Origin of the sequence: Veillonella sp. LMAG:90, assembly GCF_008679445.1 — a bacterium.
GTDB lineage: Bacteria > Bacillota > Negativicutes > Veillonellales > Veillonellaceae > Veillonella_A.
The window spans coordinates 740,852-762,351 of record NZ_NAND01000001.1 but is presented as its reverse complement, the minus strand read 5'-3'; the positions used below and the strand labels follow the sequence as shown (position 1 = coordinate 762,351).

Sequence of the window (21,500 nt, the reverse complement as noted above, 5' to 3'; positions counted from 1 at the left end):
CCTCCTATCAAGGGAATTTAGGGAATTGTTTGAAATTAGGTTTACGTTTTTCTTTGAACGCGTCGCGACCTTCTTTCGCTTCGTCGGTGGTGTAGAACATGAGAGTTGCGTCGCCACCGAACTGTTGTAAACCGGCAAGACCGTCGGTATCAGCGTTGAAGGATGCTTTTAAGAAGCGAAGGGCCATTGGGGATAATTGAAGGATTTCTTCACACCATTTAACGGTTTCTTCTTCCAATTGGTCAAATGGCACTACCGTATTAACAAGACCCATGTCGAGGGCTTCCTGCGCGGTGTATTGGCGGCACAAGAACCAGATTTCACGGGCTTTTTTATGACCGACCAAACGAGCGAGGTAGCCTGCACCGTAACCGGCATCGAAGGAGCCTACGCGCGGACCGGTCTGGCCGAATTTAGCATTTTCAGAAGCAATGGACAAGTCACAAACGATGTGAAGTACATGACCGCCACCGATAGCATAGCCGTTAACCATGGCAATAACCGGTTTTGGCGTGATGCGGATTAAGTGCTGCAAATCGAGCACGTTAAGGCGTGGAATGCGGTCTTCACCTACATAACCGCCGTTACCGCGCACACTCTGGTCACCGCCGGAGCAGAATGCTTCTTTATTCACATCGCCGCCGTGGTTGGCACCGGTTAAAATAATTACGCCCACTTCGGTATCATCACGAGCAATGGTAAACGCGTCAATGAGTTCCACCACTGTTTTAGGACGGAACGCATTGCGGATTTCAGGACGATTAATAGTGATTTTGGCAATGCCGTTATAGGTTTCATAAATTACATCTTCATAACCGCGATCCAATACTTGCCAATCAAACTTGCTCATAATAGCCTCCTTTTTAAACCTCTGCCGACCGTATTTCAGTTGCAATCGGCAATGCTAGCTACATTAATATACATCTAAAAAGCACTTAAAGTCTTCATAGTTAACAACTAAAACACATAAAGTATTCATAGTTAACAGCTAAAACACATAAAGTATTCATAGTTAACAGCTAATCAACTGATGTTTTTGTCATTATAATCTGACAAAAACAGGTTTACTATATCATTAAATTCATCGGGCATTTCGGTGTGCACATTGTGCCCCGCCTCAGGGACCGACACATGGGCCGAGTTTTCACAAAACCCGAAAATAGTCTTCCCTATGTCATCATACTTTGTATCAAGCGCCCCCGATACGTAAAGGATTTCCATTTCCAAATCGGCAATTTTATTCCCTACGTAGGGCGTCATGCCCTGACCGGTGCCGCGTAAAGTATGGGCGAGCACCTCCGGTGTGTTACTGAGACGACGCTCTTTGATGGTGTGCTGCACCGCCGGTGATAGTTTTTGCTGAGTCGCAAAAATAGGCAGTTTTGACCACATTTCTTCAAACCATTCAATGGAGTGGGTCTCAATTTTGTGGGCCAACACTTCGTCGGCAGCCGCCCGTTCCTGCCGCTCATTAATATCTTCAATGCCCGCTGAAGCGGATTCCAATACGAGGAACATTAACCGCGACGGTTCATACATAGCCGCATACTGCAAGGCCATGCGACCGCCCATGGAGTACCCCATAATACCGTATGGTTCTTCACCTACCAAGGTGTGAATCAAGGTATATAAATGGCGCAGCACCGTATCAAACTGATACAGCACCGGATTGTGCGACCGGTCCGATACGCCGTGGCCCAAAAAATCCACACAATAGAGGCGAAAACCGGGGAGATTCAATTTATCCCACGTGTCACCGGCTTCGCCGAAGCCGTGGAGACAAATGAGGGGCATGCCCTCACCCCGCAGGGCCACGTGATAAGACACGTTGTCAATACTTATATATACATCATCGGCCGCTTCCAACACAGCCGTAATCTCTTCTCGATCACCTTGATCGTACATTGATGTTTCATCAAGACTGTCAAAGTCATTTTTCATACACAGTTACCGTATACTTTCTGTGAAGTTCACGACTCACTTCACGATTTGTTTTTACTTCCAATACATGGATACCGCCCGCTTTCATGGCGCGCACTACATTGTCTTCAAAGTCTTCATAGCTCGTCACCGCCTGATAGTGAATGCCCATCAAATCAGCTAGGGCACTGTAGTTCAGGCCTTGCGGCGTTCCAAATAAATATTCGAAATTGTCGATGCCTTTTTGCGGTAAATATTCAAAAATACCGCCCCCATCGTTATTAAACAATACAATTACTAAGTTCAGGCCTTCATTTTTGCCCATCACAAGACCGTTCAGGTCATGGAAGAAGGATAAATCGCCCGTCACGAGTAAAGTCTGCTCACCTAAAGCGGCCGCAATCCCCAACGCTGTCGATTCGGTGCCGTCGATACCGTTGATACCGCGGTTTCCGAACACGCGCGTATTCGGTTTACCTTGGCGCCAAAAATAGTCAAAATCGCGAATCGGCATGCTGTTGGCCACCACCACATTCACCGTCTGTGGGGCCCCGTGTTTGATGAAGGTTCGCTCATCGAGACCATCGTTCAAGAGGGCCACGAACTTGCCCTCAAAGAGAGTTTTCTCTTCCCTTACGCGGGCCATGGAAAGACTCGTTCTATATTGTGCTTTCAGCCAACTTTTCGTATAGGCATTGTCGCTTAATTTCTTATGAAGATTTTCCTTGGCTTTTAAAAAGGTCCTCAACTCGCCTTTGGTGGTTAAGAGATTATCAATCATCTCCGGCACCCATAAGGTATAAATCAACTGTTTTGCCACATCCAAGGCAAAAGCAATGGGGTCGCATTGAATAACACGGTTCGTCGTTACCGTGCCGTTGCGATACCCGGCCCCCGCATCAATCTGATAACAAACAGCTGCGGAATGCTTTTTGATGAATTGTTGCAATCGTTTTGAAACCGGCATTTGACCCATCATCAAGATGTACTCCGGTGCCAACTCACTTTGCCATTCCTCATTACTCAAAAACGCATCATACTTGTCAATGATGAGCGGATGATTCAAAGCTCTAACCGGCGATAGGGGATCAGCCAGTACGGGCGCTTCCAAAGCTTCACCTAAGGCTAGCATGGCCGTGCCATAGGCATTGTTGATTACGTTTTTAGGATTATCGTAAAAACCGGGCCGTATTTCTACGCCCTGGCAAAATTCAAAGCCATTGCCGTAACCATTAGCTCGGTAGTACTCATCATCACCGTCGCGTCCCGTAGCGGGGCCGCACAAAATAATGCCTTTACGACCTTTAAGTTCTTCAATCAGAGGCTTTAAGGCATTTTCACTGAGACGCATAATACCCGATTGAGTTACAAAGCGCTTAGCTCCGCTCAACCGGCCTTTAGCAAACTGCTCGGCGCTCGTATCCGGCACCAAAGGCTCACGAAGGGGTACGTTAATATGTACCGGCCCCGGTACCACATCCATGGCTTTCATATAGGCCCTTTGGATTACCTGACGCGCATACAGGGACGACTCAAGAGCGCCGCTGCCGGCAATATCGGGACTGAGGGTTTCAAAATGATGCACGAAAGAACCGAAGAGTTTTACTTGGTCCATCGTTTGCGGTGCCCCTACAAACTGAGCTTCCGGCGGACGGTCCGCAGTGAGCACGATTAAAGGCACTCGGCTGTGAAACGCTTCAATAACGGCCGGAAAATAATGAGCGCCTGCCGATCCGGAGGTGCATACCAAAGCCACCGGTGTATGCAAACGTTTTGCCAAACCGAGGGCAAAAAAGCCTGCCGAACGTTCATCAATATTCATATATGTTTTGTAGCCGCCGTGAGCCATGAATGGTACGGCCATACTCGTCGAGCGAGATCCCCCGCTGAAAACCACATGGCGCACACCAAGTTCAAAAAGCTCATCCACTGCGGCTGCTATATATTCGTTCATCCTGCACCTCCATGAAAACAACGACCACTACACGTATCCTGCTTTTTTATTTTATCATAATCTTCGATATACGCCTATAACCGGCTGGTTCAAAGAGCCTATAACCGGCTGGTTCATAGGGCCTATAATCAGATGGTTCAAAAAGCCGTTAACCACAAAGGAACCTGTTAGCCACGAAGCTGTAGGTACCTAAGCCACTTACAAGGCCCGCATAATAGTTTGTAATTTAGTCATTGTTTCTTTGTATTCCGACTCGCAATCGGAATCAGCCACGACACCGCAACCCGCATAGGCATACAATGTCTTGCCATGAATCAGGGCCGAACGAATACCTACGATTAAGAGTCCGTCGCCCGCTTCACGGAAAAGTGGCGTATTCCCGCAAACCCAACCGATAGGTGCCGCATATAAGCCCCGTTCATACGGCTCATATTGCTGTAAAAGGGCCAACGCCGCTGCCCGCGGTTCACCGCCCATGGCCGGTGTCGGATGAAGGGCTTTAGCCATGGTCAAAATAGAGTGTTCCGTATCATGACCGTAGAGTAAGGTACGCAAATGATACAAATTCGGTAGTTCCATAATATGCGTATCTTTCACTTCTACCCTATCGCATAAATCACTCATGGTTGCTTTAATCATATCCACCACAATATTGTGTTCATAGCGGTTTTTAGCATCCGCCAAGAGACGCGCCCCTTGATCATGAATGTCATCTTTTTTCATCGTACCGGCTAAGGCATAGCTCATGAAGTCCTGACCGCGCTTACGCACCAATACTTCCGGCGATGCACCGAGGAATACGGCGTCACCCTTGTTATAGGCAAAAATAAACGCCCCTTGGTTCTGCGCCACTAAGCGACCGATAATCGAGGTACTGTCAAACGGTGTATCGCTTTCCAGCGTCACTTTACGGGAAGCCACTACTTTAGTCACTTCGCCCGACGCAATACCTTCTTGAATATGACCGAACAAGGTCTGCCAGGCTTCATAATCATCGGCCCCCGCTTCGCGATAGCTGTGTGCTACCGGCTTAATCGGTTCCGATTCAATAACCGGTGGCGCCGCAGCGGCGGTGACCCAATAGGCACGTCCTTCTTCCTGTACATAGTAATGGGTGAAAACAACCAATTCATTCCCCATGTTTTGCCATGCTTCATCGTTGACTGTTTCAAAAAAAGTCTGACCGTACCAAGCCCACGGATACTCCGGTAATTCCGCTTCCGTAATACTTTTAACACGGCCGGCCGCCACGATAACGCGATTAACCTGCGTATCATGCCAATAGACCCTTTCCTCGCCCTCAAAATGTTGCCAAACAGCTAAGGGTTCCCATATATCTGTTGGAAAGATTGTATATTTCATAAACTTCCTCATTCATAAATAACGTTAACATCTTATTATACCACTCTCACCAGTCAAAAGAAAATGTCTCTCATAATGCGGCTTACCACGATTTTCAACTGCTTCATATAACAAAATTAAACCGCTGCCATAAAATTAAGTCTGCAACATTGTATTTACAGAACAAAATAAAACCGCCTTTGCAGGCGGTTTTTACGTTTAACCCTAGGGCTATTCTGTTTTTACTGATGGGATACGTGCTCAATTCCCTGACTGAGAAGCATAACCACGTGTTCGTCATTAAGGCTGTAGTACACGGTTTTCCCTTCCTTACGAAATGCTACCAAGCGCGCTTGGCGCAACACTCGCAATTGGTGTGAAATAGCGGATTGCCCCATACCCATGGCTTCAGCAATATCCGTTACACACATTTCTTTATTCAATAATTGCTGCACAATGCGAATCCGCGTAGGATCTCCCAGCACTTTAAACAAATCAGCCAATTCTTGCACATCTACTTGTGCATGAGCAACATCCATACCTAACTCCTATTACACCATTTATATTCTCACGTTCTAATACTTATAGACTTCTATTTGCTAACGGTTACTTAAAGCTTTCAGAGCCTGTTTAATTATTATATAACGAAACAAGCAAATTTAACCAGTTTAATTTTGACCCGCCCCGTCAATGGCGGCCGTTGCTTCAGCAGTTGCCTGCGGTTCACCGATTTGATTGATTGGTGTGCGGCTGTCAATTTCCTGTTGTGCTTCACTCTCAGGGGTAGCCAATTCTAAAGGTATACCGCGCGAATATACGCCCGTAACGATACCGTGGCCGTCTTTGATTTTAAGCGTAGCCAATAAAGTTCCTTTATAGGTCGTGTAAAAATCGGGATTTACTTTATTTAAATCCAAGGTCACACGATTAAATAATAGTTTAAATTCTACATCCGTATTATCTACGCGAGTTACGCGCGCAAAAATATAATCGCCTGTAGTCGGCTTTTTATCGGACACGCCGGTTACTTCCAAGATGCCGTTCGGCTTAGCCGTTACCCACACATATACTTCCTGGTCATACACCGGCAAACGACCGCCCTGCCATGGTCCGCGACTGCCTAAAAATCTGACTTCCAAATAATCGGACGGAATCCAACCGGCTGTACGCGACAAGGACACGGGCCATTGATATTCACCGCCACCTTGCAACAATGAGGTGGACCGATGTTGAATAAAAAACGGCGATAGCAAAGTACAAATACCGACTACAATAAAGAGAATCCATTTTATATAAACTCTATTGCGCATCAGAGGATTCCCCCTTTCGTGCCGTCGTTTTATCAGAACTTACAGCGGCCGCCGATTCCTGCTCGCGAGCAGTATAGGCCATATTACCGTCTTCTTTAACAGTGGCAGATTTCGCTGCGTCTGCCCCCGTTCGATCATCGCTCGGCGCACTCGTATAATTACCGGCCGATTCGGTATGTTCACCGGTATCCGTCACTTCAATATGTTCATCATCACCCAAGGTTTGGCGACGACGTAAACGTCGATTGGCTCTGGCTACCGATGTATTCACCTGCGCCTGTTGCGATTGCTTACGCCACATGTAGAACAAGTTAACCGCAAAAATAGCTACGCCTGTTACCATAAAGGTAAAACCGCGTTCAACAAAGGAGAACGTAGGATCAAAGAAGCGCGCCGCAATCATAGCTAAGAAGGTAAAAATACAACCATTTACCAAACCTACACGTTTGGTTACCGTACCTTGCCACAAGAGGACAATGGCTAATAATACTACATATACATTAAATAGGATAGAACCGGTTAGCGGTGTCACACCCCAATGAACAGACAACATCAAAAGCCCTACTACAATAGGACAAAACGTGATTAAAAGATCCGTGCCCATTCGTTTTTGCCAAAGTGCATTTAAGCCGCCCGCAACCAAGATTAAGGCAACTATTCCTAAGCCGATACTGAGCCAATCAGCCGAAGCCGCCGCTTCTTCCTGCCAGGTACTGATAAATGTACCGTATACGACCACATACATGAGGCCGAGTACCCCGATACCGCGGAACGGCAAAGACCAGAGACCCTGTTCGCGGGACAAGCTGCCCAGTGCATAAGTGGCCGCCGATAAAGACGCTACAAAGAATAGACCGAGCGATAAGTTATACGACGTAATGGTAAAAAAGAACGCCCCGAAAATAGCCGCCACATAGGCCCATGAGAGCCACAACGTGGACAAATATGAGCGTGTGCGTTTACGTAACTGCTCCGCAAAGAACGGACTGCCCGCTGCCAGAAGAAGCCATAACCAAACAGGTTCACCCCACATGGTAACTTCCCGCGCCGATACGCTCCATAAAAGGCCAATTAAGAGATAGGCCATCATGGTGAAGCCGGATCCCAACAGATATATGACCGGCAAGGTGAGGAGCATTATGATGAGGGCGTAAAAGCCCCAGCCTTCACCCGTATAATAGGTATCGCTCATGAGCACCGTCGAGATGGTAAGGGTCGCCACATAAAAAAGCCCTATGCCTTCCGCATAGATGCTCCCCCTAGGCGCTTTCCAAAGACCTAAGCCTAAAGCGATAACCGCCAAGAGCAAGAGCGCAATACACCAGTCCATACGACCGGCCGGTGAAAAGCTGTACCAATAACCGGCAAAGAGTAAAAATACACCTAAACTCGTTAACAACAGCCCTAATAATAACACCAATAACCTTCTGAGCGAAGGCCCCTGAGTGGTGTCTACGGTACCATAAAACACGCGCATCTGTGCCGCATGTTCTTTAGAAATCCAACCCTTTGCCTCCCACTCGGGCAGTTGTTCATGAAGCCAAACAATCCGTTGTTTATTCATAGTACCTCCATTCTAAAAAGAGGCTTTGCCCCTTGGCGAGCAAAGCCCCTCATATGTGACTATTTATTTGACAACGAGCACCGGGCAAGTAGAATGACTGGTTACATAGCTACTTACACTGCCCATAAATAAACCTTTCAAAGGTCCAAGGCCTCGGCTGCCCATTACGATTAAATCGGCATTAAACTTCTTAGCTACCGCTAATACAGCCGGGCCGGGAGAGCCTACTTCAAATACATTTTTAACAGCAATATCAGCAGGTACATCTTTGGAAACGTCTTCCAAAATCTTTTTACCTGTTTCTTCCATGTCTTCCGCGATTTGTTCCGATACATAACCGCCACTGATAGGGGTCTGGTCAAAATTGGAAATAGCGGACACGATATTGGCTACGTGTACGATAACAAGCTGTGCTTCGTTACGTTCGCAAATCGAAACAGCATGCTGTAATGCACGTTTCGAGTTCTCGGAACCGTCAGCCGGTACAACTATCGTCTTGTATACTACTTTAGCGTTATTTTGTTCTTGCATATGAATCCCTCCCATTGGTGAATGATTCGATTCATTCACGATGACTTCTTCTATACTTAAGTATTCTCTACGGAGTTACAAAAGTCCTTTTTTATTTCAAAAAATTTTCAAAAAAAGTTTAGAATTTTTAAATTAATGCGGAGATACTCATAATATCACCGTATGCGAACCTAAACAGAAGCTCTTGCACACGCTTACAGTATAACCGTACCGCCACTCAAAAGGCCTTTGTGCTGAATGCGAACACCTTCGACCATTTTCATCAAGTCTTCGTCGGTAAACTGACCGTTATCCGGCGCCATAACGCGAGCCACAACGGCTTGACCGGAGTCGGTAAGGGTGATGTAAGAAGCAAACTTAATGGCTACCCCTTCACCACGTTGTAAGCTGCCTACGATTAAGGAGCCCGTATTATGGTTATCAATCAAAGTTTTATAACCTTCAATCGTAGCGCCATAATTGGTGACTAATTCATTTACATAGAAATCGGCAATTTCCTGACGAGCCGTCATAGTCGGATAGCTGGCTCGGGAATCGATGGATACGGTTTTATCCATCGGGAATAGGCCCACTTCGATGCGATAGAAATCTTTGGTTAAAACGGCACCGTTTCTATTTTGTGTTACCACTTTAAAGCCGCTTGGTTTAATATAACTGATTTCATCGGTTAATACCAAGTTGCCCGTATTGCGATATTTTTCTTTCATAAGTTTAAACGAAGGCACGACATTCTTTACAACACCCTGCATCATATAATCATTGTATTTGCTAGGATACATCATGGTCATGGTATATCGCTGCGTAGGGTCCGCCGCCATGATAAATTCAGCATCAAAGAAAGTAGAACCGGTTTCGCCAGCATCACTGCGCACGAAGGAGTCCCAACGAGCCGTCGTAGCCCCTTTGAAATCGAATAAATCGCCGTCTAAGGTGTACCCGCTTAAGTCCTTGCGGTTTTCACGCCACAAAGCAAGGTAGCGTTCTTTCGTCATATTCGTAACAGATTCGTTATACCAAGTAGTGTTCCACTGTTGCAAACTCACATTGCCTTCCACAATATTGTCACGTTTGGTAAAAGAAACAAGGAATGGCTCGGAAATAGAGCTTTCCGCCAAGTTAAAGAAATAACCGCGTTCGGTGCTGCCGTCATCTTTAGCTTGTGATTCATAACGACCATTGGTGAGACGCCATGGCACGGTAAATGTATAACCGTCAGAGTAATCGCGAATTTCTGTGATCATCGTGGTAGCATACGATTGATACGCCGCCGGTAAATCGGATTCACTGTGAACCCCGCGAGCTTCAAAAGTCTGAGCTTCCGCCGTTGCTTTCGTCGTATCATAAGTCGGTAAACTCTTAGCATAGCCGGTGCCGACTACGCCCAACAGTGCCCCTACCGCTAAGGTAGCAATTCGCATTTGCCATCGTTGCTTCATTACATATGTCTCCTTTACTTATAGCATAGAATCTAAAAATGCCTTGGTACGTGGTGACTTTGGATTGGTAAAAACGTCTTCCGGTTTGCCTTCTTCCTGAATGATGCCGTCCGCCATGAAAATGATGCGATCCGCCACCTGACGGGCAAACGCCATTTCATGGGTTACGATAATCATCGTCATATGCTCTTCCGCCAATTGTTGAATCGTACGCAGTACTTCACCGGTCAATTCCGGATCAAGGGCCGACGTCGGTTCATCAAAAAGCATGATGCTCGGATTCATGGCCAATGCTCTGGCAATGGCCACACGCTGTTTCTGGCCGCCCGACAATTTGGACGGATATACATCCTTTTTCTCCCAGAGGCCTACTTTTTTAAGTAACGCTTCCGCCGTCGGAGCAATATCAGCGGCTTTCATGCCTTTTACCATTTGCGGGGCAATCAAAATATTATCCCAAACCGTCATGTGTGGGAATAAATTGAACTGCTGGAACACCATGCCCATTTTAAGCAAGAGTGCCTGCTGTGTCTTTTTATCAGTATACACGGCATTACCGTCCCCTTCAGTCTGTACCAAAGGTGTACCATCTACTACTATTGTACCACGGTCTATCACTTCCAGCTGACCTAAACAGCGTAAAAATGTAGATTTCCCCGAACCGGATGGTCCGATGATAGCCACAACCTCACCTTTATCCATAGCCAGGGATACTTTTTTTAGAACAGGTAGGCCGTCAAAGCTTTTTTCTATTTCTTTCATTTCAATAAAGCTCATGTGTAGTCCTCCTATTCATCGTACACAGCGTAACGTTTTTCCAAATAGTTAAAAATATTAGTCAATACAAAGGTCATTATTAAATAGAAAATAGCCGCCACGATAAAAGCAGACGTGTCAAAATCACGTTGCACAATACCGCGCGTAATTCTAAGAACATCGTTCATAGCTAAAATATACACCAAAGACGTATCTTTGAGCAAGTTGATTGTTTCATTCGCCAACGGCGGTAAAACGCGTTTGATTACCTGGGGTAAAATAATTTTGCGCATGGTCTGTACATAGGTAAAGCCCAAAACCTTGGCCCCTTCATACTGGCCTTTCGGAATGGATTGAATGCCGCCGCGGAAGATTTCACACAAATAAGCCGCATAGTTGAGCACGAAGGAAATAACCGCCGCCGTCGTATCGTCGAGTTGCACGCCGACGTAAGGAATGAATGGCAAGCCGTAGTAAATAAATAAGATCTGTAACATTAACGGGGTGCCACGCATAATATATACATAGAATGCCATAATTTTGCGTACAATGCCGATAGGTGACAAGCGCAACAGAGCCGCTAAAACACCGAACGGCACGGACAATACCAATACGATTAAAAACAGGGAGACGGTTACTCCCAGCCCGTTGGCGATGACCGGCGTAATCTTCAATAAATAGTCTATTAATTCCATCAAACTGACTCCTTTCAAAGAAAGAAAGGAGGTAAGGACTACCTCCTTTCTTCACTGCTATATTAACCGGGTTGTGTAAACGGTTACAGCCTTACGCCATCACTGCCACAAAGCGATTATTTAAAAGCATCTTTATTTAATAAGTTACTGTTGCCGAACCATTTTTCAGCAATCTTGTCGGCTGTGCCGTCATTCATTACTTGTTTTAATACTTCATTGATTCTGGCTTGTAACGCTTTATCGTCTAAGCGGAAACCAACGCCCATTGTTTCAGCGCCATAGTCGCCGTTAGCCAAGCGGAATACGCCCGGTTTTTGAGTCATGGTAAACTGACCAACGATACCGTCAACTACGAGGGCATCAATACGACCGAGTTCCAAATCCATGAAGGCGTTAACGAAGTCGCCATATTTTTTCACTTCTTTAAAACCGCGTTCTTGCGCATCTTTTTCAACAGCCGCTTCTACGCTACTACCCTGCTGGGTACCTACGATTTTACCTTTTAAGTCGTCTTTGCTTTGGATTGGGGAATCAGCGCGCACGGCAATGATTTGTTTATCCTGTACATATGGGGTGGAGAATAAAATATTCTTTTCACGTTCCGGTGTAAGGCTTAAGCCATTCCACAAAGCGTCGATACGTTTACTCTTAAGTTCTGCTTCCTTGCTGTCCCAGTCGATTGGTTTAAATTCTACTTCCATACCGGCTCGTTTCGCCACTTCTTTGGCTAAATCGATATCAAAACCTACGATTTCGCCCTTATCATCACGGAAGCCCATTGGTGGGAAATTGTCATCCAAACCGATTACAATTTTCTTCGGTAATTCAGTGGCGGCCGCTTTATCTTTATCGGCGTCATTACCACAACCGGCTGCAAACGCCGCCATCGTAAACATTGCCAGGCCCAAGGCCAACATCTTCTTCAACTTCATAACTAAGTCCCCTCTTTCTGTTTTCTCAATCCAAAGCATTAGTTTTAATTCATGAACTCATTATACTTTATCTAACTAAAGAAATAAAGAGTTAAATTTTAATTTATACTTCTAATTAATCATAGGAACTTTTACCAAAAGTCATAGTTATGAAATAGACCGGCCGGCCTTTTTAATTTCAAAACAGCAAATTCGGCCTATACACTAACAAAAAACGGTCCGACAAAAGCCGGACCGCTGCACGTTCACTGTTATTTACATGGCAGTATGACTGCGTTCATCAATAACCGACAACAATTTAAGTTTATCCTTATAGGTTACGAACTGTAAGTCCACCATTACGATAAGGATACCCCCGCTTTCGGTTACCATGTGGATTTCTTCCCAATTAGCGGTAAAACCGATAATTTGAGCATACGGAATAAAATTGTAGTAATGGTCACCATTCCAGAGCATGTCAATGCGCTCCCAAAGACTACTCGGCCGACGTCTGATGACAATCCCCTTTTCACAAACGTAGACCAACGGGCGTCTTTGTCTTGTCATGCGCCATACACAAAAACCTACAATGATGTAGTCAATCGCGATATGATTCCAAACCACACCGCGTTGTGAATGCCACACGGCCCAAGTAGCCACGGCACCAAAAAACAGCCACATAACCCAAGATACTAATATATAATCGGCAAACGTTTCCTCTACTTCACCGCAAGGAAAGCGTTCGGTTACTTCACGTACTTCCATATTCCCACCTCCAGCATCAGCCCAAGGTTCCCCTAAATACAGATAATTATTTACGATGAAGGCCCATAGCAAGCTCTACGTCACGATATGTTTTGCTTGCCTTTTCACGAGCTTTAACGGCCCCTTCGTCGAGAATGCGATCCAATTCAGGACTGTCGATTAAGTCATTGTAACGTTCATGAATCGGGCGTAATGTGTCTACCAACAATTCGGCTACGTCTTTTTTAAACGTGCCGTAGCCCTGACCCACATAGCGTTGTTCGATGGTTTCATACGATTCTTTGGTGATGGCCGCATAAATTCCCATCAAGTTGGAAATGCCCGGTTTATTTTCTTTGTCATAATGAACGGAGTTTTCCGAGTCAGTCTGAGCTCGTTTAATCTTCTTAACGATTGTCTTTTCATCATCCAACAAGCGAATGGTAGCCATCTGATTGTCATCGGATTTACTCATTTTCTTAGTCGGTTCTTGTAAGCTCATAACGCGAGCACCGCCCACGCCGAGTTTAATTTCAGGAATAGTGAAAACTTCGCCGTACACGCGGTTGAAGCGCTGGGCCAAATCGCGGGTCAATTCCATATGTTGCTTCTGGTCTTCCCCAACCGGTACATAATTGGTCTGGTAGAGCAAAATATCCGCAGCCATGAGTGGCGGATAGGTCAACAAACCGGCCGGAATGGAGTCACCCCGTTTTTGCGATTTATCTTTGTACTGTGTCATGCGTTCCAATTCGCCCACGTAGCTGATCGTCGTCATAACCCAACCTAAGCGTACATGTTCCGGTACTTCGGACTGTACGAACAAGGTAACTTTCTTAGGGTCGAGGCCTACGGCTAAATATAGTGCAGCCAAGCGACGAGTGTTGGCAAAAAGTTCTTTTGGATCTTGCGGTACCGTGATAGCATGCTGGTTTACGATACAGTAGTAGCATTCATCGCTCTCCTGATAATCCAAAAAGTTACGCAACGCGCCTAAATAGTTGCCTAAGGTCAATTCACCGCTCGGTTGAATGCCTGAAAAAATAACTGACATAAAAATTCCTCCTATAAAGATTTCGTCCTCTCTCACACCGGCGAAATCTTTTGTATGTATTATATATTATTGTACCCCGAAAACGTCATTCTGTACATGAAAAATAACCGTGGCTACATCTTCATATAGACACGGTTAGGATTCTAAAAATCAATAAGCAATTATTCAACCGTTACGGATTTAGCCAAGTTTCTTGGTTTATCAACGTCGGTACCGCGCGTAATGGCTGCATAGTAAGCCAATAACTGCAATGGCACAACGGCCAAAATAGGGGCCGTAAATTTATCGGAGCGTGGTACAAAAATTGTGTGGTCCACATATTTGGAAATTTCCGTATCACCGGCCAGACCGAGACCGATAACAACCGCATCACGAGCTTTAACTTCCTTAATGTTGCTCATCATTTTTTCGCGTACATCTTCCTGGGTTGCCAAGGCGATAACCGGCACACCTTCTTCGATGAGGGCTAAGGTACCGTGTTTCAATTCGCCGCCGGCGTACGCTTCCGCATGGATGTACGAAATTTCTTTCAATTTCAAGGAACCTTCCATGGCTACGGCATAGTCGATGGAACGGCCCAAGAAGAACGCATCTTCACGGAAACCGTAGTTTTTGGCAAATGCTTTAATATCATCAACCGTTTCAAAGATTTCATTGCATAGAGTTGGCAATTCATGTAAATCGGTTAAGATTTTTTCTGCCAAAGCAGCATCCAATTTGCCGTTCAATTTACCGATGTAAACAGCGAGTAACAATAAAGCTACGAGCTGCGTTGTGTAAGCTTTCGTAGAAGCAACGGCGATTTCAGGGCCGGCCCAAGTGTAAATTACTTGGTCTGCTTCACGAGCGATGGAAGAACCTACAACGTTAGTTACCGCCAAGGAACGAGCGCCGCGGCGTTTTGCTTCTTTTAAAGCCGCCAAGGTGTCGCTGGTTTCACCGGACTGACTAATAACAATAGCCAAGGTATTTTTATCAGTCAACGGATCGCGATAACGGTATTCGGAAGCGATATCTACTTCTACCGGAATGCGCGCCAATTGTTCAATATAATATTTAGCTACCAAACCTGCATGATAAGCGGTACCGCAAGCAGTAATCAAAATACGGTTAACGGACGCTACATCAGCCGGTTCCCAACCCAATTCTTCGAAGATAACATCTTTGTTATCTTTGGAAATACGACCGGTCAAGGTATCGCGAATTGCTTTAGGTTGTTCGTAGATTTCTTTTAACATGAAATGTTCAAAACCGCCTTTTTCAGCTGCTTCTGCATTCCAAGTTACATGGTATACTTTTTTATTGATTAAATTACCCGCCAAATCGCTTACACGTACGGAATCTTTAGTAACAACCGCTACTTCACCGTCGTTCATGATAAAAGTATCACGGGTGTGATTGATAATGGCCGGAATATCGGAAGCGATGAAGTTTTCACCTTTACCGAGACCGATAACGAGAGGGTTATCTTTTTTAGTACAAATGATACGACTTGGATCGTCGGCGCACAAAATAACCAAAGAGTAAGAACCTTCGATGCGTTGTAATACGCGACGAACGGTACCTTCAAAGTCTCCGTCGTATAAGTCAGCCAATAAGTGGGCTACTACTTCCGTATCCGTTTCGGATTTGAATTCGTAACCTTTTTTGATTAATTCTTCTTTAATCGGTAAGTAATTTTCTACAATACCATTATGTACAACGGCAAATAAGCCTTTAGCATCGGTGTGCGGATGAGCATTCATATCCGACGGACGGCCGTGAGTGGCCCAACGAGTATGACCGATACCTATATGACCCGGATTTGGGTCGTTTTTAACAATGCCTTCCAAGTTAGCCAAACGGCCCACTTTTTTCTGCACTTTAATTACATTATTCGGACCGATTACGGCAATCCCGGCAGAGTCATAGCCGCGATATTCGAGCTTAGACAAACCATCCAACATAAACTGGGACGCATCTTCAAATCCAATATATCCTACAATACCACACATGGTTGTATCCTCCTGTAAACAGACTACTCCAATTGCTTCGTATAAGTCTTTTGTTCTCATCGTCACCGATAGACATTGTAACTTATATAACGACTGAAGCCGGCCGAGAGGCATCCGCTGATGTTTCGATACTCCTCTACCTCGTCTACTGAAATCGGCTGTCCCCGATCAGTGCCTGCGCTATTCGCCTTTACGAATTTGGTTCTCTCCTTTACTTAAGTTGCGACAGTCTTGCAGTAGCCTGCTGTACACGCATTAGAGACTTTATTTAATCATCTGTAAGCATATAGAGAGCATACAAAAAGTTTCTGAATATCTCTCTCAACAAAGCATACTGCGTTAATATATTATAACCGATACCGGAATTAAAGTAAAGAAGGCCAAAAAGCGTGAAAAATCCATAGCAGGCAAGCATCTTGATACTCCAAGACGCTTATCATGCTATGGATTTTGATTATTTTATATCTTTATTCTTTTATGCTCAATGAAGAGCCCCTAAGGTCATTCAGCTATGCATCAATTAGCCTTACTCTTCTACAAGACCTTGTTCACGACCGATGGTTTCAGCCACGGTATGACAAATGCGTTCCAATTGTTCATGGTCCGGACCTTCCGCCATAACGCGGATTAACGCTTCCGTGCCGGATGGGCGCACCAAGATGCGACCGTTTTCACCAAGCTCACGAGCGGCTTCGGAAATTTCTGCCTGAATGAGCGGATTTTCATCCCAACCCGTTTTTGTTACTACATGAACGTTGATAAGCAATTGCGGATATTTCACCATAACTTTTGCCAATTCCGATAAAGGTTGACCGGATTTTTTAAGCAATGCAAGCATCTGCACGGCGGTCAATAAACCGTCACCGGTGCTGTTATAATCGAGGAAAATAACGTGACCGGACTGTTCACCGCCGATGGAATAACCGTCGGCACGCATTTTTTCAAGTACATAGCGATCGCCTACAGCGGTAGCAAAGGTTTTCATACCCATTTCTTTAGCCGCTTTGTGGAAACCGATGTTACTCATAACGGTGCCTACAATCATGTCTTGCTTCAAACGGCCCTGTTCTTTAAGCTGTTTGGCGCAGAGTAACATGATTTGGTCGCCGTCGAGGGCCTGACCTTTTTCATCAACCAAAAGGCAACGGTCCGCATCACCATCGTTGGCAATCCCCACATCGGCGCCGTATTTCACAACAGCGGCCTGGAGGCCTTCCATATGAGTGGAACCGGCGTTTTCATTGATATTAACGCCGTCAGGATCAACATTGATGGCGATAACTTTGGCACCTAATTTCTCAAATACTTCAGGACCTACAGCCGAAGCGGCTCCGTTGGCACCATCATATACCACAGTCAAGCCTTCGAGGGACACATCTACGGTACTTTCTACGAAAGCGGCGTATTCATGAGCCAATTCACGGCTGTTCAAAATACGACCGATATCGGCACCTGTAGGCCGTTCCAAATTATTTTCGCTGCTTTGACTGCATAATTCTTCCAATTCATCTTCTACGGCATCCGGCAATTTAAAGCCTTCGCCGTCGAAAAATTTAATCCCATTATCAGGGAATTTATTATGAGATGCGGAAATAACAACACCCGCATCCCAACCATGTTTGCGTACTAAATAGGCAACGGCAGGAGTCGGTACAACACCGGCTACCACTACATCGCCACCTACGGAGCAAATGCCGGCAGCCAATGCGTTTTCAAGCATAGCCCCGGAAATACGAGTGTCGCGCCCGATAAGGAATACGGGACGTTTCTTTTGACGGCCGAAATATGATCCTGCCGCACGTCCCAAATGATACGCCAATTCAGGCGTCAAAAAAGCATTTACTACGCCACGCACCCCATCGGTGCCAAATAATCTAGACATTACGCTTCTCCTTCCTGCGCCTTCAACGGCTTATACGCAACCATAACACGAATGGCTGTTTCCGCACCATCCAAAGCGGCACTCATGATACCGCCTGCATAGCCGGCTCCTTCACCCATAGGGTATAGTCCCTTGACCGTCGGCGATTGCCGATCATCATCCCGCAAAATGCGCAATGGTGAGGAGGTTCTCGTTTCTACACCGGTCATACAAATCTGAGGTTCATCAAATCCTTTAATACGACGTCCGAAATACGGTAACGCTCGCTCCATTACGTCCGTCACATAGGTTGGCAAACATTCATGGAGGTCTGCCGCCACTACGCCGGGACGATAGGAATGCGGTGCTGCCGCATTCCCTTCCGGCACAGTCCCTTTTTGACGGGCCAAGAAATCGCCTACCGTCTGCAGCGGTGCTTTATAGTCATGACCGCCCAACTCAAAGGCTTTCTTTTCCCATTCACGCTGGAAGGCTACGCCGCCGAGCGGATGGTTCCCGAAATCATCAGGCCCAACCGTAACTACTAAGGCACTGTTGGCCACACCGCTGGCACGAGCATATAAACTCATGCCGTTCGTAACCACGTGACCGTCTTCCGACGCGGAGGCCACCACTTCACCGCCCGGGCACATACAGAAGCTGTACGCCGTACGCCCGGTTTCTTTATCATGGTAGACAACAGAGTATTCCGCCGCCCCCAGGCCCAATTCAGCCGGCTCGATGCCGTACTGAGAAATATCAATCATGGACTGCGGATGCTCGATACGCACGCCTACGGCAAAGGGTTTACTTTCCATGGCAATGCCCGTATTATAGAGCATTTCATAGGTATCGCGAGCACTGTGACCGACCCCGGCCAATACCAGGCTCGTGGGAATTATTTCTTCATCATTCACTTCAACGCCGACCACCTGATTAGCTGCCAACTGAAGTTTGGTAAGTTTCGCACCGAAGCGCACTTCACCGCCCCAGGCGATAATCTGCTCGCGCATGGCCTTCACCATACCACGCAAAACATCGGTCCCTACATGGGGTTTATGTTTGTAGAGAATCTCTTGCGGCGCCCCGAATTGAACAAAATATTTGGCGATTTCATGGAGTCGCGGATGGGTAACGCGGGTGGTTAATTTACCATCCGAGAAAGTACCGGCACCACCTTCACCGAATTGTACATTCGATTCGGCTTTGAATTCGCCGGTTTGCCAAAAGGTTTCCACATCATGAGAGCGTTGATCTACATCTTGGCCGCGCTCCAATACGATGGGACGATAGCCTTCACGGGCGAGGTAAAAAGCCGCCAACATGCCGGCCGGACCAAAGCCGACCACCACCGGTCGCTCTTTCAGAACCTGCTCGCCATGTACAATCGGTTCCGGTTCGATAGGCTCCATGGTGCTCACATTTTTATCACGGCCAAGCTTTTTCATAACCACCACTTCGTTCTGCACCGCTACGAACAAGGTATACACGAAGGTAATATGCGGTTTTTTACGAGCATCTACGGCTCGTCTCACTACATGAATCTCTTGAATCTGATCTTTTAAGACAGGAAATTTATGAACAAGTAAGGCTTCCAGGGGATTTTTATTTTTTACATCCACTCGAAAATTAATTATTCTGAGCATTAGTGTCTCCTAAATATTTTTTGACGATTTCTACAATTACGTGCACTCTCGCCGGAGTTGCCGTATAGTTTTCGTTCGATACTAAATCATAGTCCCCTTCAATATTGGCAACTTGGCCGTTAAGCGGAATATCTATAGTACGAACTTCAGTGAGGTCTTTAATGACCCCTTCTTTGCCGCTCACAAGAACTTGTTGCGGCTCTACGGTAACGCTCTTAACTGCATACTCATTGCTCAAGGTACCGGTTAAATTGGCTACAGCCGGTAAGTTTTTCTCAAAACGAATCTGCTCTAAGTCAATTTGAGCCTGCCCTTGGCGTGGCGTAATTGTTACATTGTCTACCGCCTTGCCCGCTGTATCAACAGCCACCATCATACCGGAGGCAGTAAAATCAGCGCGGCGATCATTCATTTTAACGCGCAGTACCACATGGGCTACTGCATCAACTTGCTGTTTCGCACCGCTTACGGTTACCACTTTCGGCACCGTGTTTATGGATTTAATGGCCACGTCTTCAGGGACTTTGCCGAGCTGTTGTACCTCTACCGGTACTTCACGCAAGGTATATTCATCCACATTTACGTTCACCGAATCCGGAGTCATGCTCACGAGGCTTACCCCGGAAGGTGGGGTAAACTGCACCTGAATATTTTGCTGACCCGGTGCCACATCCCCCATATCCATATAGGCTTTAAGGGTGCTTTGATTAATGGCTAAGATGGAATTACGCGGTCCGCGCAAGTGGATATGCACTTCCGACGGAATATTTTCAACTACATATTGGGAATTCAAATTTTGCATCTGCACCGGTACGGTGTAATTAATATCCACAATCGGATTTTGTTCCTTCATTACAAAGAACCACAATAAAATGGCACCTAAGAGGGACAAAATTTTAGCCATCCAATGACCTTGAATTTTATGAATAAAACGCATCATTTTTTAGCCCTCCATTTCTTCAAGAAGGACAACGCGTTCTTAGGACGTTCCATGAAGGCACGCAAGGATTCGCGCAATTGTTCTTCCGGTAAATGACGATAAATATGACCGCCGTAAGTATAGGAAATTTTACCGGTTTCTTCACTCACTACCAATACTACCGCATCAGCCTGTTCACTGAGGCCGATAGCCGCACGGTGACGCGTCCCCAATTCAGTGCTTAAGGACCGATCCTGCGTCAACGGTAATAAACAGCCCGCCGCCATAATGCGATTGCCGCGAATAACAACGGCACCGTCATGAAGCGGTGTATTCGGAATAAATATGTTATTTAAAAGTTCTCTAGACACCTTACCGTCAATCTCGATGCCTGTATCGATGATTTCGCCGAGCCCCACTTCACGTTCAAATACAATGAGCGCACCGATGCGATCACGGGACATGACTTTCGCCGACGCCATTACTTCATTTACTAAACTATCGATTTCAACTTCACTCACATCTTGTGATTTTGAAAAAAGTCGTCCACGGCCCAATCGTTCCAACGCACGGCGCAATTCCGGCTGAAATACTACCGGCAACGCAACCAATAAGACCGTCATCCCTTGCTGCAACAACCAGCTGATAACGTGTAAATCAAAGAAACGGCTGGCCACATTAATAAGACCAAGTACAATAAGGCCTTTTAACAGCGCCATAGCGCGAGTGTCTCGAATTTGTTTATATAGATAATATAATAAAACCGCTACCGATAAAATATCGACTAAGTCACCGAAGCGGAATGTTTCAATTAAACCTTGCAACTGTGCCATCATATATAACCACTCCTCAGGAGGTTCACAA

General features: G+C 46.0%; 19 protein-coding genes. All 19 read right to left on the bottom strand.

Going from position 1 to position 21,500, the window contains the following annotated elements; all coding sequences use genetic code 11:
• Positions 1-7 precede the first annotated feature (7 nt).
• A complete protein-coding gene (gene menB, locus CCC71_RS03350) occupies positions 8-850 on the bottom strand; it encodes a 1,4-dihydroxy-2-naphthoyl-CoA synthase (protein ID WP_006556072.1) in 843 nt (280 codons plus the stop codon).
• Between the two features lie 173 nt (positions 851-1,023).
• Positions 1,024-1,941, bottom strand: a complete 918-nt coding sequence (gene menH, locus CCC71_RS03345; RefSeq protein ID WP_156703885.1) for a 2-succinyl-6-hydroxy-2,4-cyclohexadiene-1-carboxylate synthase — start codon at positions 1,939-1,941, stop codon at positions 1,024-1,026.
• On the bottom strand, positions 1,931-3,874 hold the full coding sequence (menD, locus tag CCC71_RS03340; RefSeq protein WP_296332952.1) for a 2-succinyl-5-enolpyruvyl-6-hydroxy-3-cyclohexene-1-carboxylic-acid synthase: 1,944 nt from the start codon (positions 3,872-3,874) through the stop codon (positions 1,931-1,933). Before menD ends, menH begins: the two co-directional genes overlap by 11 nt.
• Before the next feature lie 198 nt (positions 3,875-4,072).
• Positions 4,073-5,236, bottom strand: coding sequence for an isochorismate synthase (locus tag CCC71_RS03335; RefSeq protein ID WP_226974236.1), 1,164 nt, complete (start codon positions 5,234-5,236; stop codon positions 4,073-4,075).
• A gap of 221 nt (positions 5,237-5,457) precedes the next feature.
• Positions 5,458-5,754 carry an ArsR/SmtB family transcription factor gene (locus tag CCC71_RS03330; RefSeq protein ID WP_021841576.1) on the bottom strand — a complete coding sequence of 99 codons (297 nt, stop codon included), beginning with the start codon at positions 5,752-5,754 and terminating at the stop codon, positions 5,458-5,460.
• 129 nt (positions 5,755-5,883) lie between these two features.
• Entirely contained in the window at positions 5,884-6,525 is a 642-nt protein-coding gene (locus tag CCC71_RS03325) for a hypothetical protein (RefSeq protein WP_021841577.1), read from the bottom strand.
• Entirely contained in the window at positions 6,515-8,089 is a 1,575-nt protein-coding gene (locus CCC71_RS03320; protein WP_021841578.1) for a DUF2157 domain-containing protein, read from the bottom strand. The genes CCC71_RS03325 and CCC71_RS03320 overlap by 11 nt, the downstream gene beginning before the upstream one ends.
• Positions 8,090-8,152: 63 nt before the next feature.
• Positions 8,153-8,620, bottom strand: a complete 468-nt coding sequence (locus CCC71_RS03315; RefSeq protein WP_021841579.1) for a universal stress protein — start codon at positions 8,618-8,620, stop codon at positions 8,153-8,155.
• Between the two features lie 194 nt (positions 8,621-8,814).
• Positions 8,815-10,056, bottom strand: a complete 1,242-nt coding sequence (locus CCC71_RS03310) for a hypothetical protein (protein ID WP_156703891.1) — start codon at positions 10,054-10,056, stop codon at positions 8,815-8,817.
• An 18-nt stretch (positions 10,057-10,074) separates the two neighbouring features.
• On the bottom strand, positions 10,075-10,833 hold the full coding sequence (locus tag CCC71_RS03305) for an amino acid ABC transporter ATP-binding protein (RefSeq protein WP_156703893.1): 759 nt from the start codon (positions 10,831-10,833) through the stop codon (positions 10,075-10,077).
• Between the two features lie 11 nt (positions 10,834-10,844).
• Positions 10,845-11,507: an amino acid ABC transporter permease gene (locus tag CCC71_RS03300; protein ID WP_021841582.1), complete on the bottom strand. Its 663-nt coding sequence runs from the start codon at positions 11,505-11,507 to the stop codon at positions 10,845-10,847.
• A 116-nt stretch (positions 11,508-11,623) separates the two neighbouring features.
• Positions 11,624-12,439, bottom strand: a complete 816-nt coding sequence (locus CCC71_RS03295) for an amino acid ABC transporter substrate-binding protein (protein WP_021841583.1) — start codon at positions 12,437-12,439, stop codon at positions 11,624-11,626.
• A gap of 255 nt (positions 12,440-12,694) precedes the next feature.
• Positions 12,695-13,183 (bottom strand): hypothetical protein, encoded by a 489-nt coding sequence (locus CCC71_RS03290; protein WP_021841584.1) that lies wholly within the window; start codon positions 13,181-13,183, stop codon positions 12,695-12,697.
• A 46-nt stretch (positions 13,184-13,229) separates the two neighbouring features.
• On the bottom strand, positions 13,230-14,216 hold the full coding sequence (trpS, locus tag CCC71_RS03285; RefSeq protein ID WP_021841585.1) for a tryptophan--tRNA ligase: 987 nt from the start codon (positions 14,214-14,216) through the stop codon (positions 13,230-13,232).
• A gap of 161 nt (positions 14,217-14,377) precedes the next feature.
• Positions 14,378-16,210 carry a glutamine--fructose-6-phosphate transaminase (isomerizing) gene (gene glmS / locus CCC71_RS03280; RefSeq protein ID WP_021841586.1) on the bottom strand — a complete coding sequence of 611 codons (1,833 nt, stop codon included), beginning with the start codon at positions 16,208-16,210 and terminating at the stop codon, positions 14,378-14,380.
• A 526-nt stretch (positions 16,211-16,736) separates the two neighbouring features.
• Entirely contained in the window at positions 16,737-18,092 is a 1,356-nt protein-coding gene (glmM, locus tag CCC71_RS03275) for a phosphoglucosamine mutase (protein WP_226974234.1), read from the bottom strand.
• Positions 18,092-19,717 (bottom strand): NAD(P)/FAD-dependent oxidoreductase, encoded by a 1,626-nt coding sequence (locus CCC71_RS03270; RefSeq protein ID WP_021841589.1) that lies wholly within the window; start codon positions 19,715-19,717, stop codon positions 18,092-18,094. Before CCC71_RS03270 ends, glmM begins: the two co-directional genes overlap by 1 nt.
• A complete protein-coding gene (locus CCC71_RS03265; RefSeq protein ID WP_021841590.1) occupies positions 19,701-20,657 on the bottom strand; it encodes a CdaR family protein in 957 nt (318 codons plus the stop codon). The genes CCC71_RS03270 and CCC71_RS03265 overlap by 17 nt, the downstream gene beginning before the upstream one ends.
• Positions 20,654-21,472 (bottom strand): diadenylate cyclase CdaA, encoded by an 819-nt coding sequence (gene cdaA, locus CCC71_RS03260; RefSeq protein WP_021841591.1) that lies wholly within the window; start codon positions 21,470-21,472, stop codon positions 20,654-20,656. Before cdaA ends, CCC71_RS03265 begins: the two co-directional genes overlap by 4 nt.
• Positions 21,473-21,500 lie beyond the last annotated feature (28 nt).